The organism is Paenibacillus thermotolerans, assembly GCF_028745515.1.
Classification (GTDB): domain Bacteria; phylum Bacillota; class Bacilli; order Paenibacillales; family YIM-B00363; genus Paenibacillus_AE; species Paenibacillus_AE thermotolerans.
On sequence record NZ_JAQZSG010000017.1, the window covers coordinates 17,025 to 42,649 of the forward strand.

The window sequence follows — 25,625 nt, forward strand, 5'->3', positions numbered from 1 at the left end:
TCCGTTGTAGATCTCTGATCCACATACTGCCTGCCTTCAACGGAACTTTATTCCGCTGCACTATGCCACAACAAGTAACTAGCTACTTCCAACGGAACTCTATTCCGTTGTTACTCTCCGATCCACATACTGCCTGCCTCCAACGGAACTTTATTCCGCTGCACTATGCCACACCAAGTAACCAGCTACTTCCAACGGAACTCTATTCCGTTGTTACTCTCCGATCCCACACACTGCCTGCCTTCAACGGAACTTCATTCGCTGCACTATGCCGCCACAACTATCTAGCCACCCCCAACGGAACTGTATTCCGTTGGAAGTGTGGACCGCTTCCCTCTCACATCGAACAGAACTTTGATCCGCTACAAAAACGTGTTTCCCGAGGTACGATTACCCGCCGTACACCTCGAACACGCCGGCCGCGCCCATGCCTCCGCCGATGCACATCGACACGACGCCAAGGCCGCCGCCGCGGCGGCGAAGCTCGTGCACAAGCGTGGCCGTCAGCTTCGTGCCGGTGCAGCCGAGCGGGTGGCCGAGCGCGATGGCGCCGCCGTTCACGTTGACCTTCGACTCGTCGAGCTCGAGCGCGCGCACCACCTGCAAGCACTGCGCGGCGAACGCCTCGTTAATTTCGAACAGGTCGACGTCCTCCTTCGCGACGCCCGCCATGCGCAGCGCCTTCGGGATCGCCTCCACCGGGCCGACGCCCATAATATCCGGGTCGACGCCGGCGAGCGCGAACGACTTGAACGCGGCGAGCGGCGCAAGACCAAGCGACTCCGCACGCTCGCGGCTCATGAGCAGCGCCGCCGTCGCGCCGTCGCTCGTCTGCGACGCGTTGCCCGCCGTGACGGTGCCGCCGGCCGAGAACGCCGCACGCAGCCCGGCGAGCACCTCCGGCGTCGTATCCGGCCGGACTCCCTCGTCGGTGTCGAACACGAAGGCGCGTTCGCGAACCGTCCCGCCGTCTTCATCCATGGCGGCCAGCCTTACGTTCATCGGCACGATTTCCTCGCGGAACCGACCTGCCGCGATGGCCGCAGCGGCCTTCCGGTGCGAATCCGCCGCGAACCGGTCCTGGTCCTCCCGCGTAATCCCGAACCGCCGCGCCACCTCCTCCGCAGTATGGCCCATGCTCATGTATACCTCCGGCATCTCCGCCGCTATAACCGGATGAGGCGCCGGCTTAAAGCCCGTCATCGGCACATGGCTCATGCTCTCGACGCCGCCTGCGATCACCACGTCCGCCGCACCCAGCATAATGCGCTCCGCGGCGAAAGCGATCGACTGCAGGCCCGACGAGCAAAACCGGTTGATTGTCAGCGCCGGGACCGACGTCGGAAAGCCGGCATACAGCGACATAATGCGCGCGAAGTTCAGCCCCTGCTCTCCTTCCGGCATCGCGCAGCCAATCATGATATCCTCCACGTCCTCCTTCCGGACGCCGGAAACACGCTCGATCACCTCGTTCAGCACGACGCGGCCCATATCTTCAGCCCGAGTCTGAGCAAGCGAGCCCTTCTTCGCCCTTCCGACCGCCGTCCGGGCAATCGACACAATGACCGCTTCCCGCAAACCTGAAGTACCCATACGCCCCACCTCCCGTTAGTTGCGCAGCGGCTTGCCCTTGGCAAGCATATGCTGCATGCGCGCTTGCGTTTTCGGCTCGCCGCACAGGCTCAAGAACGCCTCGCGCTCCAAATCGAGAAAATACTGCTCGCTCACGAGGCTGCCCGCCGGCACATCCCCGCCGGACAACACATGCGCAAGCTTTCCGGCAATCAGCAAATCATGATCGCTCACAAAACCGCCCCGACGCATCGTGTACGCGCCCATCAAAAGCACCGCTTTGCCGTCCCGGCCTACTACGCGAATCTTTTCCGCCGGCGGCAGCGAATAGCCGGCCTCATCCATGGCGAGCACAAGCTTCTTCGCCTCGTACACCCGATGGTCGTCGTTCATGACGACCCGGTCCCCCGCGCGCATATAGCCCAGGTCGCGCGCGTTCGCTCCGCTCGTCGTCACCTTCGCCATCGCGATCGTTTCGAACGCCTTGTTGACCGCAGGCTGCAAATCGTCCTCCGGCGAAAGCGCCTCGGAAGAAATGCGCAACGCCATCTCCTTACAGCCGCCGCCCGCCGGGATCAGCCCGACGCCGGTCTCGACAAGCCCGAAGTACGTCTCGGCCGAGAACAACACAGCGTCCGCCGGCAAGCACGCCTCCACGCCCCCGCCGAGCGTCATCCGGTGCGGCGCCGCCACGACAGGCTTCTCCAGCCGCTTCAGCTCCATCATCGCACCCTGGAATGCGCGAATAATCCGGTCGACCTCATCCCATTCCTCGTCCTGCGCCTCCATCAGCAACAGCATCAAATTCGCGCCGACGCAGAAGTTTCGCCCCTCGTTCGCCACAACAAGTCCGCGCCAATTGCGTCGCACCTCCTCGACGCTCTGCGTGATCATCGTCAAAATATCCGCGCCGATCGCATTGTTCGGCGAATGAAACTCCAGGCATGCCACATCGTCGCCGATATCAATCAAGGAAGCGCCGGGATTGGACCGAATGACCCGCGCCGGATCGGACTTCAATACGCGAAGCGACACCGCCCGCGGCGAGCGCTCCACCTCGGCAAAGCCGGAACCGGAAGCATACAGCGTCCGTCCCCCGTCCGCCTTATAAAACGTCTCATTCCCAGCCGCCAGCCGCTCCTCAACCCACGCCGGCACGCTAAGGCCCTCCGCCTTCATACGCTCCACCGAGCCCTTAACGCCGATCGCATCCCACGTCTCGAAAGGCCCAAGCTCCCAATTGAAGCCCCATTTCATCGCATTGTCGATATCGACAATCGAATCGGCGATTTCGCCCAGCTTCTCGGCGGCATACACCAGCACCGGCGCCACGATGCTCCACGCAAGCTCCGAGTAGCGGTCTCCCGCTCCGAGCAGCGCCTTCAGCTTCCCCCGCGCACCCTTAGCCGCCTTGGACGCCTCTAACGACGCACCTCCAACTTTGCCCCCCACCTCATATTCAAGCGTATCGAGCCGCAACGCTTGAATGACCGAGCCGCCCTCGCCCTTCACCTTCTTATAAAACCCTTGCCCCGACTTCTCGCCCAGCCACCCCCGGCTCACCAGCTCCTTCAAAACAGGCGGCGTCTCGAACACTGCCTTCTCGGCCGCATCCGTCACGTTGTCGCGAACATTTTCAGCCACATGCACGAACGTATCGAGCCCTACCAAATCAAGCGTCCGGAACGTCGCGCTCTTCGGCCGGCCCATCGCCGGTCCGGTGACCGCATCGATCTCCTCCACCGAATAGCCCTTCTCCTCCATCTGCCGCAGCGTCACAAGCAGCCCGTAGGTGCCGATCCGGTTGGCGATAAAGTTCGGCGTATCTTTGGCGACAACGACGCCTTTTCCCAATCTTCGCTCGCAAAACTCCTTCATAAAAGCCGCCACGCCAGGGTCCGTCGCCGAACACGGAATCACTTCCAGCAGCTTCATATATCGGGGAGGGTTAAAGAAGTGAGTCCCGAGAAAATGCTTCCGAAACTCCTCGCTGCGACCCGCGACCATCCCATTCACCGAAATGCCGGACGTATTCGTGCTGACGATCGTCCCCGGCCGCCACACCGATTCGATGCGCTCGAACAAGCTCCGCTTCACGTCGAGCCGTTCGGTCACCACCTCGATAATCCAGTCGACCTCGGACAGCTTCTCCAAATCGCTCTCGATTTCGCCCGGCGTAATGAGCCCCGCATAAGACGCGCGGTACAGCGGCGCCGGATTCGTTTTCTGAAGCTTCGCCAAGGCGGTAACGGCATATTCCTTCTTCACGTCGAGCATCAGCGTCGGAATGCCCGCATTCGCCAGATGCGCCGCAATGCCCGAGCCCATGACGCCGGAGCCGATGACGGCCGCCTTTCGAATCGTTAATGCCATGCGCATTCAACCTCCTATATGATCAACTGGGCAAAAAAGGAACCGCATTAATGAACCGAACCGCCGCCGCCACCAAAGCCGCCGCTCCCGCCACCGACACCGAACACGGACTGCTCCAGCAGCTCGGCGATATCCCGCGCCTTCACCCGATCGTCCGCCTCGACAAGCTTCGTTCCGTCCTCCATCATCGTCAGGCAGTACGGGCAGGCGGACGCAATGACCGTCGGCTCGACGAGAAGCGCCTGCTCCGTGCGGGCGAGGTTGACGCGCTTGCCGCTCGTCTCCTCCATCCACATCCGTCCGCCGCCGGCGCCGCAGCACATGCCGTTCTCGCGGCTGCGCTCCATCTCGGCAAGCTCCACGCCGGGGATCGAACGAAGCACGTTTCGCGGCTGATCGTATACGCCGTTGTAGCGACCCAGATAGCAGGAGTCGTGGTAAGCGATGCGCTCCCGCACCTGATGCAGCGGCTTCAGCCGGCGCTCTGCGACGAGCGCGGCCAGCAGCTCCGTATGGTGGAGCACCTCTACATCGGGCCCCAGGCCGAATTCCGGATATTCGTTCTTAAGCGTGTTGTAAGTATGCGGGCACGCCGTCACAATCCGGCGCACGCCGTACTTCTCGAACGACGCAATGTTCGCGGCGGCAAGCTCCTGAAACAGCAGCTCGTTCCCCATACGCCGCGGCGTATCGCCGGAGCCCTTCTCCTCGTTGCCGAGAATCGCGAAGCTGACGCCGGCCTCGTTCATGAGCCGCACCAGCGCCCGCGTCACCTTCTTCGTCCGGTTGTCGTACGAGCCCATCGAGCCGACGAAAAGCAGTACCTCGAAATCCGGATTTTCCTTCACGGTCGGAACCTTCAGCAACGGGTCCCCTTCACCGGAAAGCTCCTCGACCCACTTCGCCCGGTCGCCGCGCGAAATGCCCCACGGATTGCCCTGCCGCTCGATGTTCTGCATTGCGCGCTGTCCGTCGTGCGGCAAGCTTCCCTGCATAAGCACGAGGTGGCGGCGCATGTCGACGATTTTGTCGACGTGCTCGTTGCCGACCGGACACTGGTCTTCGCAGTTGCGGCACGTGGTGCACGCCCATATTTCGTCCTCCGTCATCACTTCCCCGATCAGCTCGATGTCCTCCGGTTTGCGGTCCGCCGCAACGATCCACGAAGCCTTCTGCGTCTTCATCGTCGGGCCGATATCGGTAATCGCGGAGGAAAATCGTTCCGGGGAGCCGTCCGTCATCATATGAGCAAACGTGCCTCCTCCGCCGAAAGAAGGTACCCAAGGCGACTTGGAGGTGACGGCGGACCCTTTTTCAATGAGGTGGTCCCTCAGCTTAACGATCATATGCATCGGGGACAGCAGCTTGCCGGTGCTCGAGGCGGGGCATACGTTCGTGCACCTGCCGCACTCCACGCAGGAGTACAAATCGAGCAGCTGCCTCTGCGTGAAATCTTCGATTTTGCCCGCGCCGAAGCTTTCGGCGGTTTCGTCCTCCAGGTCGAGCTTCGAAAGCCGCCCGACGGGTTCGGTCCTGCGGAGCAATAGGTTGATCGGAGCCGTAATAATATGAAAATGCTTCGACTGCGGCACATACACGGCGAACGACAGCAAAATCAGCAAATGCGCCCACCAGCACAAGTAGTACCAGACACCGGTTGCCGTCTCCACAACGACTCCCCCGAAAGCCGCCGCGATCGCCGACGAGAACGGCGACGTCCATACCCACTCCGCCGCCTCGCCCGACCGCAAACGATCAAAAGCAAGGGTCAAGAGAACGGACAGCATCAACGAAACGATGAACCAAACGACAATGCTCGGTTTCCAGCCGCGTTTGAGCCGCTGCAGCTTTTCCCCGTACCGGCGGTATGCGGCGTAGCCGATCGCGACAAGGACGGATGCGACGGTAACCTCCTGCAGCAGCTCGAATCCGGCGTACCCGGGGATCGGCAGATGAACGCCGAACAGGCCGCGGACAATAATGTCGATCGCGCCGAACTGGAGAATAATGAAGCCGTAAAAAATGACAACGTGCATGACGCCGCTGCGCCGGTCCTTCAGAAGCTTTGTTTGGCCGAACACTTGAGAGGAAAACTCCGCGAGGCTGCGCCCGAGCGCCTCCTTCACGGCTTCCTTCAGCTCGGCCCCCGGCGCCCGCCCCAGCTTCAAATACAAATACCGGTGGCGCACAACCCGCCAAAAACAATAAACTCCTCCCCCCGTTGCGGCCAGAAACAGCAGCAGGTTTACCGTTGACCATGTCATGGCGCGAGTCTCCTTTCGTAAACCGTTTCTTTGCGGACAAGGTTTGAAGCGCTTACAAAAACCTTTTACCAGCTATTTTATTTGACCCTCCTTTTCCCCATTCACTTAATCCCCTTAAAAAAATCGTATGACGCAAATCAAAAATGAATGAGTATTCATTCACGATTCATATAGTGGTACCGGGGGGATTATTGTGACACGGCCGAAAAACGACAAATATTACGCGATTCTTTCCGGCGCTTTGCAGACGTTTGCCGAGCACGGCTTCCACAAAACCCAAGTGTCGCGCATTGCGAAGGCCGCCGGCGTCGCGGACGGCACCATTTATTTGTACTTCAAGCGCAAGGAGGACATCCTGATCGAATTGTTCCGCGAAAAGCTGGGCGAGCTCGTCGGCAAATTTCACGCCACCATCGACGGACACGCCGACGCAGCCGAAAGCTTGCGGAAGGTCGTCGAGATCCACTTCGGCGAGCTGGAGAAGGACGTCAATTTCGCGTACGTTACGCAGATCGAGCTGCGTCAAAGCGATTTGGAGCTCAGGCGAGAAATAGGAGCGTGCTTCAAGCCATATATTGTATTGATCGAACATATTTTGCGCAGAGGGATAGAGCAGGGACGGTTTCGTTCCGACCTGGATCCGAAGCTGACGCGGCTGCTCGTGTTCGGCGGCATGGATGAAGTCGTAACGTCATGGCTGATTTCCGGGCGAAAGATCAGCTTAAGCTCGCAGGTTGACGGGACGGTGTCGTTTTTTTTGCAGGGACTTAAGGCGTAAGCCATCACTCGCGAAGGAAGGAGCGATGACCATGAACATTGTGGTGCTTGTGAAGCAGACGTTCGATACGGAGGAGAAGGTCGTCCTACAAGACGGCGCGGTGTCGGAGGACGGGGTAAAGTTCGTGATCAATCCATACGACGAATACGCCGTGGAGGAGGGGATCCGGTTGAAGGAAGAGGCGGGCGGCAAGGTGACGGTCGTGTCCGTCGGGCCCACCCGCGCCGGGGAAGCGCTGCGAACCGCCCTCGCGATGGGCGCGGACGAAGCGGCGCTCATTGACGACAAGCGCATCCCGGCCGACGAGTATGCCGTGTCGCGCGTGCTTGCGGCGTTCGTACAAGGGTTGATCGACCGCGGCGAAGGCCCGGACATCGTGCTGGGGGGCAACTTTTCGGTCGATAACGGAGCGGGCCAAGTGGCGGTGCGGCTTGCAGGGCTGCTCGGCCTGCCGCATGCCGCCTCCGTCACGGCGCTCGCGGTGTCCGGCGGCAAAGCGACGGTAACGCGCGACGCGGAAGGCGACGCCGAGATCGTGGAGCTGCCGCTTCCGGCGCTGTTTACGGCGCAGCAAGGCTTGAACGAGCCGCGCTACCCGTCGCTGCCCGGCATAATGAAGGCGAAGAAAAAGCCGTTCACGGTGCTGCGGCTGGAGGAGCTCGGTCTGACGGAAGCGGACGTCGCGCCGAAAACGCAGCGCCTCGGCGTGTCGCTGCCGCCGGCGCGGGCGGCCGGCCGCATCGTCGGCGGTGCGGACGGTGCGGCGCAAGCCGCCGAGCTGGCGCGGCTGCTGCGGGAGGAAGCGAGGGTGTTGTAACGAAGACTAGGACGAAGATGAAACGGAGGGATTCCCCATGAGTTCGAATAAAACATGGCTGGTCGTCGCGGAGGCGCGGGACGGCACGCTCCGCCAAGTATCCTTCGAAGCGCTCGGCGCCGCGCAGTCGCTCGCCGCGGACGGCGACGTCATAGCCGCCGCTCTGATCGGCGACGGCGTGGAACGCCTCGCCGGGGAACTCGCTGCGCACGGCGCGCAGCGCATATACGTCGCCGACAGCCCGCATCTGTCGGCGTATTCCCCGGAGGCGCACCTCGGCGCCCTCCGGAGCATTCTCGCGGCCGTGCCCGGGCAGACGGCCGCGATCCTTCTCGGCCATACGGCGGTCGGCCGTGATTTGGCGCCGCTGCTCGCGGCGGCGCTGGGCTGCGGCGCGGTCACCGACGTGACCGCGCTCGAGCCGGGGGCCGCGCCGGACGGCGGCCCCGTGTTCGTGCGCCCGCTGTACGCGGGCAAGGCGCTCGAACGGCGAGCCGTGGACGGCGTGCCGTTCGTGGTTACCGTGCGCCCGAACAATATTCGGGCGCCGCTGCCGGCGGAGGGCGATGCGGCGGCGGACGTCGTCCGCGTCGACGCGCCCGCCCCCTCCCTCCGCGCGGTCATTAAGGACGTCGTCCGCAAGACGTCCGGCACCATCGATCTCAGCGAAGCGAAGATCGTCGTCTCCGGCGGGCGCGGCGTCAAGAGCGCCGAAGGCTTCGCCCCGCTGCGGGAGCTCGCGGACGTGCTCGGCGGCGCGGTCGGCGCCTCCCGAGGCGCATGCGACGCGGGCTATTGCGACTACGCGCTGCAAATCGGCCAGACCGGCAAAACGGTCACGCCCGAGCTCTACATCGCCTGCGGCATCTCAGGCGCAATCCAGCATCTCGCGGGCATGAGCAGCTCGCGCGTCATCGTCGCCATCAACAAGGATCCCGAGGCGCCGATCTTTAAGATCGCCGATTACGGCATCGTCGGCGACCTGTTCGAGGTCGTCCCGCTGTTGACCGAGGAATTCCGCAAGCTGAAGTAAATTTTCATTCTCCCAAAAGTACCTTGTCCAATCCGTCAAGGTACTTTATTCTTTTCTAGTACCGTTCAACCATTTCTTTCGTCGGAGGTCTCTCTCAGCTGCTATGAAACAAAGACTATTTTATCTCGATCATCTTCGCGTATTCCTTACGATGCTCGTAATTGTCCATCACGCCTCGATTACATACGGAGCCGGGGGATCGTGGTACTTCGAAGACGTAGACAAAACGCAAATGACCGTCTCTATCGTGCTTCTCACTCTCTTTACCGCGGTCAACCAATCGTTTTTCATGGGTCTATTCTTCTTTCTCTCAGGCTACTTTACTCCCGGCTCGTACGACCGCAAAAGCCCGGGCAAATTTCTAGCCGACCGTTTCATCCGCTTGGGCATTCCGCTCGTCGCATTCATGTTTCTGCTCGGCCCGTTCACGACTTTCCTGGCGGGACACGGCGGAGACCGGTCTTTCGGGGAGTTTTATCGGGACGAGGTGCTCAGCTTCCGAACGTTCCACTTCGGCCCGCTCTGGTTCGTCGAGGCGCTGCTCTACTTCGCTATATTATATGTAATTTGGCGATCTCTGACCCGCAGCCGTGCCGCCGCGAAGCCGGTACCGTTCCCAAGCATGCGCACGATATGGATTACCGCCGCTGCGCTTGGCCTTGCCGCCTTCCTCGTCCGGCTCGCATATCCGACGGGCAGCGAATTCCTTGGCCTGCAGCTCGGCTACTTCCCGTCTTACATCGTATTGTTTATTGCAGGCATCGTTGCCAAACGCAGCGGATGGCTCGAGCGGATCCCCGCTGCGACGGTACGCGCGTGGTCGCGCATTTCGCTCATCGCGTTCCCCGTTCTCCCGGCCGCACTCATTCTTACCGGCGCGCTGGACGGCAATCTCGAATTTGCCGGCGGCATCAACGTGCAAGCGTTCGTGTATGCGATGTGGGAGCCTTTCGTCGGACTCGGGATCATTTTTTTCCTGCTAAAACGGTTCGCCGAACGCCACAATACGACTTCACCGCTGAAACAGACCTTAAGCAACACCGCGTTCACCGCCTACATCATTCATCCGGTTATTATCGTGGCGATCAGCCTTGCGTTCGTCGGCTTGCCTTTGTACCCGACGCTGAAATTTATCATCGTTGCCGCGCTTAGCGTCGTCGCATGCTTTGCCGCCTCTTGGGCGATCCGCAAAATTCCATACGCCGATCGGGTGCTGTAATTGATGAAGTCATATCATATTATGGAAGAAGTATGTCTATATTATGATGCGATTTGGTCATAACTTTTGGGTAAATTCTCCCTCCGGTTCGACTTTGGCAAAACAATGTTCAGAATTGGTTCTCCGAACTGCCGTTAATGAACATACTTTTTCCATAATTCGAGAGTTAACGATCATTTCGGCCGATTTATGGAAAACGCATAACCGTTTATGAACATTCCTTTCCATAATCGTAGCCGTACTTGAACATAACTAAACCAAACCCGTAACCACATATTTATTACCACTACCATAACCAAAACGTAACCATAGCTACAGCCATAACCATAACCACTACCGCAACCGTAACCGGCCAATGCGCACAAAAAGGCGCCTCCCGCAGTCATCCTGCGAAAGGCGCCTTTTTATCGGTGCTTTATACGTTTTTTACATTGACGCCGGCCATCCATGCCGTCAGGCGGTGGTTAATTTGCTCCTCCGTCAAGTCGGAGAACAGCTTGTCTTCGGCGACCATATCGTACAGACGGTCCATCGGCTCGCGCGGATCGGCTTTCTTCGCCTTCGCGTCCGACTTGAGCACATCCCAGGTGCTGATGATGAAATCGCGGTGATGAACGTCCTTGCCGCTGAAATAATGGCCCAGCTTCTCGACGTGCTCCAGAAACTCTCCGCCGAACCGTTCTTCATAGTCGCCGCGGAGCAGCGCGATCTCCGCTTCGTACATCGGGCGCTCCTCTTTGCCGATCCAAGGCGTCTCAAGCACCATCGGCAGGTGTGCAAGCTTCTCGTGATCGACGACACGCTTCATCGCGTCGAAGCCGATCCAGCCCGCTCCGACCGGAGCGTGACGGTCTTTGCCGGCGCCGCGCGGATTTTTGCTGTCGTTCAAGTGAATGACGGCCAGCCTGTCCAATCCGACAATGCGGTCGAACTCCTCGAGCACGCCGTCCAAATCGTTCACGATATCGTAGCCCGCATCGTGAATGTGGCAAGTATCGAGGCATACGGTAAGCCGCGAGTTATCCTCCACGCCTTCGATAATGCGCGCGATTTCCTCGAACGAACGGCCGATTTCCGTTCCCTTGCCCGCCATCGTCTCGAGCGCGATCTTAACCTGCGTCTCCGATGTGCCCTTCAGCACCTCGTTCAAGCCCTCCGCGATGCGCGCGATTCCGTAATCTACGTCCTTCTCGGTATACGCACCCGGATGAAGGACAATGTTGCGGACTCCGAGATAGTCCGTCCGCCGAATTTCCTCCTGGAGGAAATCGACTGCCAGATCGAAGGTGCTGTTTTTATATGAACCGAGATTGATAATGTACGGCGCGTGAACGACAATTTCGTCGATATTGTGCGCTTTCATGATCTCCCGGCCTTCTTCGATGAATTGCTCCTCGATAGGCTTGCGGCGCGTGTTCTGCGGAGCCCCCGTGTAAATCATGAATGTGCTCGAGCCGTAGCTGACCGCTTCGTTCGCCGCATTCACCAAACCTTTGTCCGAAAATGACACGTGAGAACCGATTTTTTTCGTCATGCGCCATACCCCTTTCTACTTAAGACCATCTCTATTATTGTACCTTAATTTTCGATTGTTTGGAAGGAAGCTTGCTTGCCGTCTCCCGTGATGATACCATTAATTTTTGAGGTGAAGACGTCATGAACCAAGGCATGGCCTGGTTTATTTTCATATGGGTGTTCGTGCTGATCGGCATGATGGCGATCGGCGGGTATTTTATGTTCCGCAAATTTCTTAAGGTTCTCCCGAAGGCCGACGGTAAATCTACGCTCGACTGGCAAAATTATTGGGTCGAAGCGAGCCGCCATCTGTGGACCGACGACAGCAAGCAGTTTTTGAACCGGCTTGTCGAGCCTGTGCCGGCCGCCTTCCGCGACATCGCAAAGCATTCGATCGCGGCGCGCATCGGGCAGCTGGCAATGGAGCGCGGCGCCAAGGAAGTGACCCGCGAGCACTGCATCGAAGGGTACATTCTGGCAACGCCGAAGCGGGATTACAAATTTTTGCAAAAGTTTCTCAATGAAGAAGGCATCGATTACAGCAAATTTCAAAGCTTGATGGAATAGCGGACGCCCGGCGTTCCGCTTTTTTTGTTTGGTTAACCGCGCAATCGCGAAACGACCGGCTTCCCGTCCCAGACGATTTCGGAAGCCGTTCTGCGCGAACGAATCTCTTCTTCCTCCAGCATCAGAAAAAAGTTTTTCGTCGGCAAATGTCCTAACCCGTGCTTGTCGCACAACCGGTCGAGATACTCGCGCATGGCGCCTTGATTTGCCGACTGGTTGCTCCCGCCCTGCTGTGCGAACGCGTACACCGTTCCCGCTCTATGCACCTTCTTGACTTTATGTCTCTCCATTACGCGCAAAATCCAGTCCCAATCCCAATAATCGCGCATCTCTACGTCAAACATGCCGAGCTCGTCGTGAAGCGTTCTTTTGTAAAGGGAGCCCGATGCGACGTATGTATTGAACTTCCGGATTAAATCGATGTCATGCTCGTACGCGAATAGAAATCTTGCGACCGGTTCGCGGGTGCCGTTGTTCACGATGTAATCGAATATTTCGACGTCTCCGTACACGAGGTCGGCGTCGCCGATCTCCTGCAGCATGCGCTCCATATGATCCGGGACGATATAATCGTCGTCGTCGATCGGCATAATATACCGCCCCCTCGCTTGCGGCAATGCCGCGTTGCGGGCCCATACGTGGTATGAGTTTACGGGCAGGTCGACGACTTGAATGTCAAGCTCGGAGTAAAGCTCCACCGCATCGGCGACAAGCTCGCCGGCGTCGTTCACGATGATGATTTCGAAATTTTTGAACGTTTGTCTCGACAGCGCTTCAAGAAGCTCTGCCAGCTCGCGAACGCGGTTATATGTAGGAATGATAACGGATACAATTGGCGTCAATTTACATCTTTCCTTTCTGCGTGTGGCCCGGCTAAAACGATCGCGTAAGACGCAAAATACGGATGAAGGAGGCGTTGCACAGCGATGAACGAAAATTACGAATTCGCGGAGCTTTCCGGGGAAGCTTTATCTAAAGTTAGGGAACTCGAATCCGAACTGCGAAACGAGTCCGGCGAAAACATCACCATCATAGCATACACCAATACCGATCGGCGAAGCGCACCCGCCTGCCGAGCCGACGTGAACGGAGAGTGAAAGCGGATGAGCCGTAAAGAAACGCAATCGAAGCCGAAGGGCGATGTCCGGTTCCAGCAGCCCCCTGCCAAGCTCGTCGCCGCCCGCGCCGAAGACGAGGGCATTGAGGCGTTGAATAAGAAGCTGCAGGACGACGACGGCTTTCCGCATCATTGCGGGGGCTTGTAAGCCGCCGAAGCCAGGCTGCGCCTCTATAACAGCACTTTTATACCTTTGTACACGTTCCAGATCACGACAGCCAGCGAGATGAGCCCGAAGAGACCAAGCAGGATAAACATTCCTGCGAACGACATTATGGCGTGCCCTTCTATATTGATCAAGCTGAAGCCGAAGATGAAGAAGCCCATAATGAACGCGACGACGGCCAGGATCACCGGAATGCAATGCGAGATAAAGGCTGCTCCCGCGTGGCGTTTGACTTGCGGATTGTTCGTAATGAACCACAGCACCGCCGGAAAGATAAAGCCGAGAAAGAAAATGCTGAAGTATGCCAGCGCGGATAAAACCCGGTCCGTCTGATTCATGCCGTTACGATCATCCGTGTAGCCGCTATTATAACGGTTGTAGTGGTTGTATTGGTTCATACGGCTGCCCGCCTCCTTTTTTGTCTGATGATAAGTATACGCAAAAAGGCCCTTGAAGGATTCGCTTTTCAGCGGGCTTCAAGGGCTTTTATTTGTTATGTATGGTGCGGTCGGAGAGATTTGAACTCTCACGCCTTGTGGGCACTGCCGCCTGAAGACAGCGTGTCTGCCGTTCCACCACGACCGCATGTATCAAAAGTGACAAGGATTATAGTATCACGCTCGGAATAAAAAGTAAAGCGCAAAGTAGCGACAAATTGTTTGTCTCGCTCACCACTATATCGCACAAATGGCTTATAAGTGGTATGTATGGTGCGGTCGGTGGGATTTGAACCCACACGGGTCTCCCCGCCACCCCCTCAAGATGGTGTGTCTGCCGTTCCACCACGACCGCATGCAACATTTAAAAGTGACAATTAAAAATATATAACGTTTGAGCGCAAAAGTAAAGGGGTGGGAAAAAGTAACATCGACCTTCGCTTTGGGCGGACTTAGGTCGCCGATTGAACGACTGCTCCCCATGCCACCCACCGCCTCACGATCGACTTAGCACCAAAATATGTGACTAGCGCTGCCACTTTACCGCTGCACGACCGACTTATTACCAAAAACTCTCAAACTCTCATATCTATGCGACACCACCGAGTATGATAATGAAAAGTATGTTTTAAAGACGGATCTTTCTACAATGATGGTAATGGCAGGTCAAAGGTCGAACCGATTTTTTGCTGTTGTGACGGGTGATGCCGGCGCTGCCAGTACTGTCGGTACTGTCAGGTACTGCCGTACTGCCGGTATCGCCGGCGCTGCCGGAATCGTTAGTTACCGCTGCTTCCGGAACTGATCACTAATCGCTTTGGCGCTAACGGAACCGGATGTCCGCTAATTTTGTCNTCGAGCAGTTTGTCTCTCGGTGAGACAACAAAAGTTATTATAATGGATGAGCCTATATATTTGCAAGCATTTTTTTAGATTTATTTAAAGCAAAGAATGATACAAGCTCCCATAACGGTTAACCATCGATTGATCGAGTATTGTTGAGCTGTATACTTGAATATTAGAATAGATGACTGGGATTTCGGCATTTGTTAATTCCTTTTCATAATCGTTGGCTGCAGCACTGCTGTCCGATACGTATATTTCCGGTTGAATGCCGGCCTCGCGCATGACAGGCAACGTTTCTTTCAGCAGCGCCTGCGCCCCAACCAACGAAAAGATTATTTGATAATATGGAGTACTCTCATGCTATCCCTCTCCATCATCATCAACTAAGGGTCCCCATGATAACAGATCGTGAGGGTTTTTGCCGTCCTGATGAATCCAATACACTCGGAGTTCAGGGCTGTCGTAATAAATTTTGATATCGTGCGAGCTTGACTGTTCCTCAACCCACTTGTTGACTTTGGCCTGAATAATCCTGCGATTTTCGACGTTCCGGTAATAAAATTCGGTTAAATCCGTGCCGGTAAATTCGGGAAAAGGAGCTCGGACATCCTCATCTGAAATCTCCTGATCTGAGCCGAGCGGAATCTTTTCTATGAAAATAAAAACATCGTCTGTAGGAAATTTCAACGTTTTCCCTTTCGGTTGTGACAGCGCTTCGGCAAACTCCCATATTTGGGTATGTCGTCCGTACCTGTAAGCCAAATGATATTCCTCGATCGGTCCGATGATCGTCCAATTGAGCGGCTGAAATTGGCTTTTAATATTCAAGTACGCTTGTACCGAGCTGTCGTATTGGTACCTGGAACCTGCCGGAGCCGAATTCACAGGCCCTGACCATAGCACGATTCCTGCGATCAGTAAAGCCGACAAACTGATTAGACTCGGTCTCTTTTGCAAATAAGGAATAATATTGACCGCACTGTTTATAACAACAGCAATCCCTGCCGAACAAATAAGCGAGAAGAATACCCCGAAGCGGTCGGCCGGAATAGCGGCAGGCAGATGATATGCCTTTGATTCATATATAAAATAGAAAAGAATCAAGGTGAGTAACATCGCCATGTCGGGCATGGCGGTTTTTCCGCGGACCGCTCTCCATATAACAAAAAGTATGGCCGCGATGACAAGAAGCTGGATTACGATATCCGAACTTAAAAATACGCTTAACCATGAGGCTACATTAACATCCCCCGCCGGCTGCAGGTTTTCTTCGGCATATGTAAATTCTTCGGGTGGCAACAGCAGGAAAGCGAAAATTAACGGCAGTAGACCGAATATGCCCGAAGTAATCATCACAGTTACTAGGCGAAGGAATCTTACCTGCACAAACACAATCTTCGAATAGCATAAGCCGACGACGATATAAGCCAAGCCAAGTGCTACAGCCGTATAGAGGTGAATAAATAAAGTTATGGCCAAGCACTCTCCTGCCAGAATCAGATAAGTCAACTTATCCTTTCTGAGATATTCGAGCAGAAGCGCAATCCCGGGAAGCAGAAATATAACGGCATATTCCATAGATAAAGCCGATATTTGCCTCCAGAGATAAGTTGGCAGTCCCGCATATGCTGTATAGACGAACAGACCTATAAAGATGATGGAATACCTGTTTCCAATCATCTTCGTTAATGCGTAAAAGATGGATAATACGATAAGCATGCCGCACAATGGACCGATGAAACGGGCGACGATATAGACATCCATATTGAAAACTTTGTCTAAGACCGAAATAATCGATGCAAATCCTAGAGGATAGATACCGTCTGTAAACATTTTATTTTCATCCAGAAACTTAGCGAACTGCAAATGAACGTATGGATCCGACGCCCCGAAATACAGATGCACGAGGGAGTGCCTGAAGCGGGTATAGGCAGCATAAATGAGGGTCGTTATTATACAGAAGTATGCGAACCATTGAACCCGAAGCGAACTAAAAAAAACGTTGCGGCTCCGTATCACTTTGTTCCGGAGTGTGTCAATGGCCGTCTGATAATAATATCGCCAATTTTTTAGATCCTCAGCGACATCAAACAGAACCACAGCTAATATATTTTCCGAGGCTTCAGGCCGCCGTTTACGGTAATATCGTACTAAAAAAAACATGGTCAACCCTATAACCGTGAGAATAGAAAGCGTTTCATATAGCTTGAGAAGAACAAGCAGATGAACAACTACGATAAAATAAAAGGTTGAATGGATTAGGCTAATAAACAATTTATCCGCCCATCCCGTGTCGTCTTTATCGAATTTGATCACCAGCATCGGCAACCCTACAAACAGTAACATATAGGAAAAAATAAATTTTATCAGCAACGTTAATCCCCCGCTAATCCCTTCCATTCACCGCAGCTGTACACGAAATGAATCGTTAAATAAATGAGAAAGACCAGTGGAAACAAGTCCATTCTTTTTTTTCGTAAGCATAAATAAATTGAATAGAAAACTGTAATTGGAAAATATAAATACGGAAGGATAAACCAGTAGCTTCCCGTCAGAGCGAAGCACGGCAACGACAGAATCATAACTGCCAAAAATAATAGAGGGGCGGCATATCGCCAAGTCAAGGTTCTCGGATTTCTGCGAATAACCGTGCCTCTGCCCAGACCATATACATACATTTGTTTCACGAATCTCGGCATGGTCGTTCTCATTTTGTGCAGGATCGTCGCATTCTTTATATAAAACAGTCTATATCCATGCGCCCTTACATTATAATTAAAAATCCAGTCTTCGGCGGTATTGGTTTGACTCTCATCGAACAACCCGACCTCGTCAAATACCGATTTGGCATATAGAACATTTAACCCCGCCAAGCTTTCCACCTCTTTATCGTGGTTCCACAGCCTGGTCTGCTGAGAACCCAACGCCGACAGAGTGGAGTTGAAGGCGATACCGATGGCCGACGATACTTTTCCGAATTGATCGTCCGAAATATTCCCGCCGCCAACCGCTCCTACCTTTATACCTTTCTGTAACCAGTACAAGTAGCCGTCTGTTAATTTTTCCAGCCAGTCCGGGGGGCAAATGCAGTCCGCATCCGTAAAAGCGATGTAAGGATATGACGCATGCCCGATCCCCACATTGCGATTAGAGGAAACCGTTCTTCCCGGATTAATGATAAGCTTCATAAAGCCGTACCGTTGAACGAATGAGGTCACAATGTTCGGTGTATTATCCTGGGACATGCCGTCAACAACCAAAATCTCGAATTTACCCTTCTTATAATTTTGCTCGCTAAGGGCATGCAAACAATCTGCAATGTTCGACTCCTCATTGTAAGCAATCACAATTACCGAAATATCTATAACTTACACCCCCTAAGTTACAACGATAAAAACTCTATAATACTTCTATAACTTCCCTTCCACCTGCAAATAATGCTGCCCCGGCGATCGATACAGCAAGAATCGCTCCTTCTCCGCCCAATAAGCCGCAGCTTCAAGCCCCGGTTCGCTCATGCTCGCCTGCTCCAACAGCGCCAGCACTCGAATGCCGTACCCGCTCGCCAGGCGACCTATTCTTCCGCGCACAGCCTCGTGCCAACGATACGTTTCCGGCTTGACGAAATCCGGGTTCTCCCAGCATACCGCATTAATATAAGGCGCCGTATGGTCGCATAATGTTTCAAAGCCGTTATTTTGGATCATAATATGCTCAGGAAACATGCCGCGCAGCCGCCGCACAAACTCCACCGCAGCGGCCTGCTGCTCGGCTCTCACGCCTGCAGGAAGCGCCGGCCACTCAACGTTGCTGATTGTATCCATAAAGATGCCGTCATAGCCGCCAACCCTCAAGTAGCCCCCGATGCGGTGCAGCAGCATATTCGTCCAGTTGCGCGACCGCAAATCGGCAAGAGATGTCCCATACTCCGCGTTCCGCACGATCTCGCTGCCGACCGTTAAATAATCGGCGGACTGGAGCAACGGCTTAAGCGGATCGTAATCCGGAACCTCCGTTATACTGACATAGGCGATGACAAGCGTGCCTGCACGGCTCATTGCGGCCACCGTATCCTTCGTTTGGCCTTGCGGCTCTACAATCGCAATGTCGTAATCGGACAACGCCTCCGCTTCGCCGTGACCGTAAAACACCGCAAAGCTGTTCGCAGCTTGAAAGCGCCGAAATCGGCCGCCGTCTTGCCCGTCGGCTTCCCTGGGGGCGCCTGCCAAACCGTTATCGACCGTCATTGATACGCATGCTCCTTCCTCGCCGCCAACTCTGTCCTTACATAGCACGTTGCGCAAGACTTCCCGTGAGCTTTACAATTGTTCGTTTCAAACTCCCAGCAATTTTTGTCCGTCCTTCGGTAAGCCGGGCAGTTTTCACATATGCTCGACGGTGTACAGCACATTTCCCAGCAAACGCCGAGCGATCTGCCGTTCAATTGCGGATCCTCCTGCTTACTCTTAAACCAGGCGATGAACTTGTTCACAATGTCCGGGTCCAGCTGCGAACCGCCGGCAGCAGTCAGAGTCAACAGCGCTTTATGAAACGGAAGCGGATCCCGGTACTTTCTACCGTTGATCACCGCTAGGAACGTCTGAACGACGCCGATAATTCTCGCGCCTACCGGAATCTCGTTACCCTTAAGACCTGCAGGATAACCGTTCCCGTCCATTCTTTCATGGTGGTGCATAATATATGAAGCGACGCGGGCGTTGCCGAGCGTCGATTCGACAATGGACGCACCCACCTCGGCGTGCAGCTTCATCCTCTCGAATTCGTCGTCGCTGAATTTCCCTTCTTTATTGACCAAATCGGCGGAGATACCCATCACACCGATATTGCTCAAGTAAGCCGCCAATGCCACGTCCCGGATGACATCCTCCTCCAGTCCCATCTCCTTCGCAATGACTATCGAGTATCGGCTCATGAGCTCGGAATACCCGACGGTATGAGGAACCAAATTATCCTGCAACACGGCCAGCGTCTTTAAAATGTGCACATAAGAGCCCGAAAACTGGCTGAGCGTCAACTGATACCCTAATATCTCGCGCATGTGATCAGCCAGAAGCTGCAGCGATTTTTCCATTTCCGGCCACTCTTCCCGCTTCGGCTCGGTCTTGAACCATAACATCAGAATTCGGCTTGCCGGCTCCTCGCGTCGTTCCGAAACGTCTACAGCCGTGAACGCCTCCGCACCGGTAGCGGCAAAATACGGCGGCAGCTCGAAATAAGCGTCGTCAGACGCCGTAATCAATCGAACCTGCTCTTGGCCGGAAAGCAGCGCAAATACATCGGCCCCCGCCTTCGCCGGGCTAACTCCGTTCAAATTCAGCGATTCGTCACCCGAGCCCGACGCTTGGGTAAGCTGATACAAGTCATCTTGTTTGATGCCGAAGACCGCGCCGCTTGCGCCCATCACCTTCATTGCAAGCTTTAACACGAAGTCGACGGTTACCTTCGAATCCCTTGCAATGTTATTGATCCGCTGCAGCGCCTCGCCCGTGGACACGATTACATTCGCCTTGTTGCGAATCTCCTCCATGGACAAAAATTGCTTTAACGCATGCTGCATCATTTCGGTAAAATCGTCAAAGAAGCGTTGGGTCTTTTTGTTCAGCTTTCTCATCTTGACCGGTCCGATCCGAATCAGTCCCCGCTTGCTCCCGATGGGAACGGACAGCAATTTCACTTCGCCGGCTTTCCGAATTTCCGCCCGCTCCGGCGCTTCCTGCACCGAAAGCGAGAGCGGCGGCAAATATTGCTCCTTCTTGTATTCGACCAGGCCGCTATAGGACGGCTCAACCTTGCCGAAATCCTGCGAGCGGTGGCGGACCGCCTTCATCAAGTACCCCTGCTTGCTTTCATCGTACAAATAAAACACATACGTCGGCGCATCCACCTGTTCGGCCACCAGCTCGAGCAAATCGTTCAAGTTTTGCTCAAGTCCGTTGTCCGGCTCCAGCTTATGGGATAGTAACACCGATTGCTTCCAGCGAAGCTTCATCGCCTTGGCATACCGAAAAGCAATGAAGCACAAAGCGACCGACAGCAATAATGCCGCCAAAAGCCCGATCCCGATCCATAACCCATACTCCGAGAGATAGGCCTGAAGCTGGTCAATAAGCTCAAACATCGTAACGTTCAACTCATCCTACCTCCGTTCAAGACTTTTCTGAGGATTGGCGCTCTTGCCGTTCTGCGGCGGATTGTTGTTTTTTCTCCTGCAGGGCGACAAACTGCGAAATCTCCTTCAGCTTATCATAAAGCTGCGAAATTTGAACGGACTGATATAGTGCAATAATTAGTAATACGATAAAGGCGCAAAGAAACAAGAGAGAAGGTGGATAATCGACGCCGACCCACGCAGCGACCGTATCCAGAAAATTCGGATTGACAGACAAAAGGATGACCGCAAACACGCCGATCAGCCATACAAGAGTATTTTTTTCGTTGATTTTTTTGCGAATTAAAAGCATCAGAACGAACCAGCTAATCGAAAGCCCCGACATTAAAATAATAATTCGTAAAATGCCGCTCATAGCGTCTTTCTCCGATCCGATTGATGATGAATCAAAACGGTTACGATGCTCAATGTCACCTTCAGCATATAGAACAATTGGCGGAACAAGCCGGAGTGCATACTTACTCCCTCCGTCCGTTTCTGCGAACCGATCGGAAACTCGCGAATCGTAAATCCGCGCAATAGCATATCAATAATCATGTCCGCATCGGGGAAATCCATCGGAAAATGCCGGCTGGCCGCATAGTACGAGAACACCCGGGAGCTTAGCCCCTTTAAGCCCGAAGTAGGGTCGGTCACCCTTCGGCGGGTCAGCAGCGTAATCATCGCCCTGAACCAGAGCAGCGCAATGCTTTTTCGAAGGCCGGGCGAGTAAGCGGAATCGCCAAGCACGCGCGAGCCGATCACAACGTCGGCCGAGTTCTCCCTCATCTCACGGATTAACCGGCGCAAATCCTCGGGATGGTGCTGCCCGTCCGCGTCAAACTGCACGACGTATTTGTAGCCTTTGGAGGCGGCATATTTGTATGCGGTTTGCAAAGCGGCACCGTATCCGAGATTCACGGGATGGGATACGAACACTTGCGTTTGCCCGAACAAAATGTCTAACGTTCTATCCCTTGAGCCGTCATTGACGACCAGAACATCCGCCCGGTCATCGAAGCCTTTAAGCGACTCCAGCACTTTGCCGATCCCGCGTTCCTCGTTGTATGCCGGTATTACGATTAGGGTGTCCTTCATTACCGTTCATCCTTTTCTCATGATAGAAGGTGCTGCAGCCAGCGACGGCCAAAACCGCTTTACGGCAAGCCAATATATCAAAACATATAAGCATCCCGAACCTAACACAAACCATATGGCGATTGCCGCACGGCTGCTCGGGACCGATGACCAGCCCATATGGAGCAGCGGGAGCAGCAGGACCGGCGGTACGAGAACAGCGATATAACGGCGCAGATTCCCTATAGCCTCACGCAGTCCGAGCCGCACGCTTCGACAATACATCAGGAGCAGCAGCAGCGCATTGACCGCTGCGCCAAGCATCGCCCCGTAACCGATACCTTGTACGCCGATCGTACGAAGCAGCGCCGCATCCGAAACGACCGTAACGACCGCACTAAACAAATAAACGCAGACAACCCCGCTTAGCCGTCTTTTTGCAAGAAAATATCTTATGAGGACCAAGGATAACGCCTGACTGAGAATCGTCAGGGAGTACCCTTCCAGAATGCCGGAGGTGAGGTGGACCGAGCGTTCATCGAACGCCCCTCGCTGAAACAGCGCAATGGTTACCGGCTCCCGCAGCACGAACAAAAACATCATTGCAGGACCCGCGATCAGAATGACGCTGCGAAATGCCTCGCCCATCGTCAGCTTCATAGCCCCGATTTCCCCGAGCGCCATTTGCTTCGCCAGTGAAGGGAGAATGACGGTACTGACTGCAGCGACGAATACCCAACTCGGAAATTGTGATATTCGGAATGCGTAGTTGAGCGCGGCAACCGCTCCGGTGTCGTAAGGCGAAAGCAAAAATCTTTCCGCCAAATAAACCGCTTGAATACAGAACAACACGGTGACATACGGCACAAACAAGCTCATAATGTCCTTCCGGCCGTCCGTGTCATCCGCATGTGACGCCGCCGCAGGCGGCTCTTTCGCCAGAGGCGCCATTCGTTTCATCGCCGTGAGCGACGTTCGGCCGATCCACACCGCCATCACCGCCGCGCTTGCCGTGATCGCCGCCGCAATGACCGCCACGCCTTGACTTATAGGAAGTCCTGCCGCAATGCAATAGACGACCCCGCCTAAAAATATAACATTTCCTGCCAGCGGCGCCAACGCCGGAATCGTAAACCGGCGATAGGTTTGCAGCACCGCAGTTCCGATGGCAAAAACAATGTACAGCAGCGCTATCGGAAGCAGCAGACGAAACAAAGGCAAGGTCGCTTCCGCCAGCCTCGATGCCGCGCCGGCGGAACGAACGGCGTCTCCGCTGAGCCAACCGACAATTTCCACCGCAAAAATGTAACCCAATAATGTCAAGATTACAGTAATCGCCACAAAGAAGATCGTTGCCCTCTTCATGCTTGACGATAGTTTATCGGTATTGCCCGTAGCGGCAAGCCGCGAGAAAATCGGCACGCACGCTACGGAGATGGCGGCCGAAAGCATATTGTTGCCGAAGCTGTCAGGCAGGAAGAGCGCCATTATTAACGCATCCGCATAGAGAGAAGTCCCCGTGTACGCGGCAAGCAAAATATCCTTTACAAAGGCCGCCAGCGCCACCCCCGCGTTGATGAGAGCGACTGCCGCAACCGGTTTTTTCCACAGGTTCACTGTCGGCCCACCCTTACTTTACCTTGATGTGCGGGATTTGCGACGACTCCGCCAACTGCCCGATCAGGCGTCCGAGCGGCTGGCAGGTAAATCGTTTTAGCATTTCGTTCAACTTCCGCTCCGTCTCATCCAATCGGTAATATTGCGCGAACCTCACTAAGAACGGAGCGGCAATTCGAGGCTAATTCGGATCCATCTCCCAAGGATGGACATACACCATGCCGGGTCTTTCGCGGTTGATCCTCTCCAACAGGAAAGCGGTGAGCGTTATCGGCAATGACCGCAAATAAAACCCTCCCGCCAGAGGGAAGCGGATCGGACCTTGCTTCCAGACGGTGGCAGGAAACTCGACAATCGAGTGCTTGCGCTCCCCGACAACGGGCCGGAAGGGCCGGTACGGCGCGCGGTACGAGCCGCCGATCGTCGTCTTGAAGGGCAATAAGCTGGAATCGATCCGATACCCTTCCTCCTCCAATATGGAGAACCACTCATAGCGGCTTTCTCCCAGCGACCAGGAAGGAGCGCGATACTGATAAATTTCTTGCCCCGAAATATCCTCAAGCAGCTGTTTGGAAGACCGTATATCCTCCCGAAACCGGTTGGCGTCGAGCTCGGTCAAGAGGCGATGCCGCCCGCTGTGGGAGCCGATCTCGTGGCCCCGCTCCGCAATTTCCTTCACCAACAGCGGGTATTCCGATGCCACCCATCCGACGATGAAGAAGGTCGCCTTCACGCCGAACCGGTCGAAGCAATCGAGCAGGCGCCTAGTGTTCACCTCCACGCTGCTCTCGTAGTTGCCCCAGTCGGATGCCGGGATATTCAATAAATTCGCATGGAAATATTCTTCTACATCAACTGTCAGCGCGTTCATCTGCAACCCAGCCTTCATGAGCGTTTAAACACCATGTTCCATGCCTTCGGGTCCGGTAATGACCTAAGGCATGCCAGCATAAAACCAACGGTCGGCATCGGGTCGTGCAGCGACAATATATCATCGCTGCCGGAGGTCCCGGAGCGTGCCCAGAAAGCGGGTTCCACCGTTCTCCGCTTCGGGTTGGCCATGTAATGCAACAGATCGCCCGGCAGCAGCGATCGGCACCTGATACCGCCTTTATAGTCGGTTATAGGCGCGACCGCGTTGCCTCCGGCGATTTGATACAGCAGCCAAGGAAAGTCCACGCCGGAGAGGATGGAGGCATAAAGCGAATTCCAAAACCGCGGGTTAATTTCCATCAATACGGGTTGCCCGTCCCGCGGATCGATCATAAATTCAAGCTCCACGATTCCCCTCCAGGGCAGATGGTTCATGATGGAAAGCGCCAGCTCCAGCAAATCCGGCCGATGCACGCTTTCCTGCACCGTACTGGGACCTATTTCGAGAGGGAAGTGGCGGAGTTCCTTTTGGACGAAATGCGCCCTCAGCTCTCCTGCAGCATCGTAGAGCAGACACACGTCATACCGCTCGCCGGCAGGAATATATTGTTGAAGCAGTGGAAACGGATATTTCTGATGCACCTCTGCAAACTGCTCACGAACATTTTGCCGGCCGCCGACAATTCGGATTCCCCTCGAGCCTGAGCTGCGGCGCGGTTTGATGACGGCTTTGTCTCCTAGCTTTCCACTTAGCCGCTCAGCTTCCTCCGGGCTCTCCGGGAAAAAGGTTTGCGGCACATGAACGCCGGCCTTGACGGCCAGCCGGACCGCCTCCCCTTTGTCCGAAGCCGCGGCATAGCTGGCGGGCGGCGGCACGATACGCCGCAGCGGCTCCCTGAACAGATCGGCGTGTTCTATGGCCGCGTCCATCGGGCTGTCGTCCATCGGAAACAAGATCGGTATGCGAAGCCGCTCCATTCGATCCGACAGCCACTCGGCGTAAGCCCGGCCATCGCGCACCGGATCGGGGCTCACACAGCTTCCCGCACAGTACCGCGAATAGGCTGACATGTTGAATCGGGTCGTCTCCGCGACGTATACCGGAACGCCCTTGGAGCCGAGCGACCGAACGGAGGCGAGCGTCTTTCGCAATTGGCCGTTCGTCACAAGTACAGCATCCATTCG

General features: G+C 55.3%; 22 protein-coding genes and 2 tRNA genes. 7 read left to right on the top strand and 17 right to left on the bottom strand.

Annotation, left to right across the window (positions count from 1 at the left end):
- Positions 1-390: 390 nt before the first annotated feature.
- From PT964_RS14900 to PT964_RS14910, 3 genes are read right to left on the bottom strand one after another with little or no spacing between them, the layout of a single operon-like run.
- Complete coding sequence (locus tag PT964_RS14900) at positions 391-1,578, bottom strand: acetyl-CoA C-acyltransferase (protein ID WP_274364228.1); 1,188 nt, start codon at positions 1,576-1,578, stop codon at positions 391-393.
- 30 nt (positions 1,579-1,608) lie between these two features.
- Entirely contained in the window at positions 1,609-3,945 is a 2,337-nt protein-coding gene (locus PT964_RS14905; protein ID WP_274364157.1) for a 3-hydroxyacyl-CoA dehydrogenase/enoyl-CoA hydratase family protein, read from the bottom strand.
- Positions 3,946-3,992: 47 nt separating this feature from the next.
- Positions 3,993-6,209: a (Fe-S)-binding protein gene (locus PT964_RS14910; protein WP_274364158.1), complete on the bottom strand. Its 2,217-nt coding sequence runs from the start codon at positions 6,207-6,209 to the stop codon at positions 3,993-3,995.
- A gap of 193 nt (positions 6,210-6,402) precedes the next feature.
- Between PT964_RS14910 and PT964_RS14915 the strand changes: the two genes are divergently transcribed.
- The 4 genes from PT964_RS14915 to PT964_RS14930 all read left to right on the top strand — a co-directional run bounded on the left by PT964_RS14915 (position 6,403) and on the right by PT964_RS14930 (position 10,056).
- Positions 6,403-6,987: a TetR/AcrR family transcriptional regulator gene (locus PT964_RS14915; RefSeq protein ID WP_274364159.1), complete on the top strand. Its 585-nt coding sequence runs from the start codon at positions 6,403-6,405 to the stop codon at positions 6,985-6,987.
- A gap of 31 nt (positions 6,988-7,018) precedes the next feature.
- Positions 7,019-7,804 carry an electron transfer flavoprotein subunit beta/FixA family protein gene (locus PT964_RS14920; RefSeq protein WP_274364160.1) on the top strand — a complete coding sequence of 262 codons (786 nt, stop codon included), beginning with the start codon at positions 7,019-7,021 and terminating at the stop codon, positions 7,802-7,804.
- Positions 7,805-7,841: 37 nt separating this feature from the next.
- Positions 7,842-8,837 carry an electron transfer flavoprotein subunit alpha/FixB family protein gene (locus PT964_RS14925; RefSeq protein ID WP_274364161.1) on the top strand — a complete coding sequence of 332 codons (996 nt, stop codon included), beginning with the start codon at positions 7,842-7,844 and terminating at the stop codon, positions 8,835-8,837.
- 103 nt (positions 8,838-8,940) lie between these two features.
- On the top strand, positions 8,941-10,056 hold the full coding sequence (locus PT964_RS14930; RefSeq protein ID WP_274364162.1) for an acyltransferase family protein: 1,116 nt from the start codon (positions 8,941-8,943) through the stop codon (positions 10,054-10,056).
- A 415-nt stretch (positions 10,057-10,471) separates the two neighbouring features.
- Here PT964_RS14930 and PT964_RS14935 read toward each other — a convergent pair whose 3' ends face one another.
- Positions 10,472-11,590, bottom strand: coding sequence for a deoxyribonuclease IV (locus tag PT964_RS14935; RefSeq protein ID WP_274364163.1), 1,119 nt, complete (start codon positions 11,588-11,590; stop codon positions 10,472-10,474).
- Positions 11,591-11,712: 122 nt separating this feature from the next.
- Between PT964_RS14935 and PT964_RS14940 the strand changes: the two genes are divergently transcribed.
- The gene (locus PT964_RS14940; protein ID WP_274364164.1) at positions 11,713-12,138 is read left to right on the top strand and encodes a DUF2621 family protein; all 426 of its coding nucleotides are present in this window, start codon (positions 11,713-11,715) and stop codon (positions 12,136-12,138) included.
- A gap of 32 nt (positions 12,139-12,170) precedes the next feature.
- Here the strand turns inward: PT964_RS14940 and PT964_RS14945 are convergent, their stop codons facing one another.
- Complete coding sequence (locus PT964_RS14945) at positions 12,171-12,980, bottom strand: glycosyltransferase family 2 protein (protein ID WP_274364165.1); 810 nt, start codon at positions 12,978-12,980, stop codon at positions 12,171-12,173.
- Positions 12,981-13,064: 84 nt separating this feature from the next.
- On the opposite strand from PT964_RS14945, the gene PT964_RS14950 reads away from it, so the two are divergent.
- Entirely contained in the window at positions 13,065-13,235 is a 171-nt protein-coding gene (locus PT964_RS14950) for a hypothetical protein (RefSeq protein WP_274364166.1), read from the top strand.
- A 6-nt stretch (positions 13,236-13,241) separates the two neighbouring features.
- On the top strand, positions 13,242-13,403 hold the full coding sequence (locus tag PT964_RS14955) for a hypothetical protein (RefSeq protein ID WP_274364167.1): 162 nt from the start codon (positions 13,242-13,244) through the stop codon (positions 13,401-13,403).
- Between the two features lie 23 nt (positions 13,404-13,426).
- On the opposite strand, the gene PT964_RS14960 is transcribed toward PT964_RS14955, so the two are convergent.
- The 12 genes from PT964_RS14960 to PT964_RS15015 form a co-directional block, all read right to left on the bottom strand.
- A complete protein-coding gene (locus tag PT964_RS14960) occupies positions 13,427-13,819 on the bottom strand; it encodes a magnetosome magnetite crystal formation protein family (protein ID WP_274364168.1) in 393 nt (130 codons plus the stop codon).
- Positions 13,820-13,921: 102 nt separating this feature from the next.
- Positions 13,922-14,006 (bottom strand) — tRNA-Leu (locus PT964_RS14965).
- Positions 14,007-14,129: 123 nt separating this feature from the next.
- Positions 14,130-14,213 (bottom strand) — tRNA-Leu (locus PT964_RS14970).
- Positions 14,214-15,064: 851 nt separating this feature from the next.
- Complete coding sequence (locus tag PT964_RS14975) at positions 15,065-17,077, bottom strand: hypothetical protein (RefSeq protein WP_274364169.1); 2,013 nt, start codon at positions 17,075-17,077, stop codon at positions 15,065-15,067.
- 2 nt (positions 17,078-17,079) lie between these two features.
- Entirely contained in the window at positions 17,080-18,051 is a 972-nt protein-coding gene (locus PT964_RS14980; protein WP_425262736.1) for a glycosyltransferase, read from the bottom strand.
- Positions 18,052-18,114: 63 nt separating this feature from the next.
- Positions 18,115-18,951 (bottom strand): endo alpha-1,4 polygalactosaminidase, encoded by an 837-nt coding sequence (locus tag PT964_RS14985; RefSeq protein ID WP_274364170.1) that lies wholly within the window; start codon positions 18,949-18,951, stop codon positions 18,115-18,117.
- On the bottom strand, positions 18,948-20,855 hold the full coding sequence (locus tag PT964_RS14990) for an HD-GYP domain-containing protein (RefSeq protein ID WP_274364171.1): 1,908 nt from the start codon (positions 20,853-20,855) through the stop codon (positions 18,948-18,950). Before PT964_RS14990 ends, PT964_RS14985 begins: the two co-directional genes overlap by 4 nt.
- 16 nt (positions 20,856-20,871) lie before the next feature.
- Complete coding sequence (locus PT964_RS14995; protein ID WP_274364172.1) at positions 20,872-21,249, bottom strand: DUF2304 domain-containing protein; 378 nt, start codon at positions 21,247-21,249, stop codon at positions 20,872-20,874.
- On the bottom strand, positions 21,246-21,971 hold the full coding sequence (locus tag PT964_RS15000) for a glycosyltransferase family 2 protein (RefSeq protein ID WP_274364173.1): 726 nt from the start codon (positions 21,969-21,971) through the stop codon (positions 21,246-21,248). Before PT964_RS15000 ends, PT964_RS14995 begins: the two co-directional genes overlap by 4 nt.
- Positions 21,972-21,977: 6 nt before the next feature.
- Entirely contained in the window at positions 21,978-23,567 is a 1,590-nt protein-coding gene (gene murJ / locus PT964_RS15005; RefSeq protein WP_274364174.1) for a murein biosynthesis integral membrane protein MurJ, read from the bottom strand.
- A gap of 181 nt (positions 23,568-23,748) precedes the next feature.
- Positions 23,749-24,456: a polysaccharide deacetylase family protein gene (locus tag PT964_RS15010; protein WP_274364175.1), complete on the bottom strand. Its 708-nt coding sequence runs from the start codon at positions 24,454-24,456 to the stop codon at positions 23,749-23,751.
- A complete protein-coding gene (locus tag PT964_RS15015; RefSeq protein ID WP_274364176.1) occupies positions 24,453-25,622 on the bottom strand; it encodes a carboxylate--amine ligase in 1,170 nt (389 codons plus the stop codon). Before PT964_RS15015 ends, PT964_RS15010 begins: the two co-directional genes overlap by 4 nt.
- Positions 25,623-25,625 lie beyond the last annotated feature (3 nt).

What these genes read in the sequence shown, in the direction of transcription:
- PT964_RS14995 (WP_274364172.1), bottom strand. Translation starts at nt 21,249, where the DNA reads ATGAGCGGCATTTTACGAATTATTATTTTAATGTCGGGGCTTTCGATT.
- PT964_RS14935 (WP_274364163.1), bottom strand. Translation starts at nt 11,590, where the DNA reads ATGACGAAAAAAATCGGTTCTCACGTGTCATTTTCGGACAAAGGTTTG.
- PT964_RS15000 (WP_274364173.1), bottom strand. Translation starts at nt 21,971, where the DNA reads ATGAAGGACACCCTAATCGTAATACCGGCATACAACGAGGAACGCGGG.
- PT964_RS15015 (WP_274364176.1), bottom strand. Translation starts at nt 25,622, where the DNA reads ATGGATGCTGTACTTGTGACGAACGGCCAATTGCGAAAGACGCTCGCC.
- PT964_RS15010 (WP_274364175.1), bottom strand. Translation starts at nt 24,456, where the DNA reads ATGAAGGCTGGGTTGCAGATGAACGCGCTGACAGTTGATGTAGAAGAA.
- PT964_RS14985 (WP_274364170.1), bottom strand. Translation starts at nt 18,951, where the DNA reads ATGACGGTCGATAACGGTTTGGCAGGCGCCCCCAGGGAAGCCGACGGG.
- PT964_RS14910 (WP_274364158.1), bottom strand. Translation starts at nt 6,209, where the DNA reads ATGACATGGTCAACGGTAAACCTGCTGCTGTTTCTGGCCGCAACGGGG.
- PT964_RS14950 (WP_274364166.1), top strand. Translation starts at nt 13,065, where the DNA reads ATGAACGAAAATTACGAATTCGCGGAGCTTTCCGGGGAAGCTTTATCT.
- PT964_RS14955 (WP_274364167.1), top strand. Translation starts at nt 13,242, where the DNA reads ATGAGCCGTAAAGAAACGCAATCGAAGCCGAAGGGCGATGTCCGGTTC.
- PT964_RS14960 (WP_274364168.1), bottom strand. Translation starts at nt 13,819, where the DNA reads ATGAACCAATACAACCACTACAACCGTTATAATAGCGGCTACACGGAT.
- PT964_RS14905 (WP_274364157.1), bottom strand. Translation starts at nt 3,945, where the DNA reads ATGGCATTAACGATTCGAAAGGCGGCCGTCATCGGCTCCGGCGTCATG.
- PT964_RS14930 (WP_274364162.1), top strand. Translation starts at nt 8,941, where the DNA reads ATGAAACAAAGACTATTTTATCTCGATCATCTTCGCGTATTCCTTACG.
- PT964_RS14925 (WP_274364161.1), top strand. Translation starts at nt 7,842, where the DNA reads ATGAGTTCGAATAAAACATGGCTGGTCGTCGCGGAGGCGCGGGACGGC.
- PT964_RS14940 (WP_274364164.1), top strand. Translation starts at nt 11,713, where the DNA reads ATGAACCAAGGCATGGCCTGGTTTATTTTCATATGGGTGTTCGTGCTG.
- PT964_RS14920 (WP_274364160.1), top strand. Translation starts at nt 7,019, where the DNA reads ATGAACATTGTGGTGCTTGTGAAGCAGACGTTCGATACGGAGGAGAAG.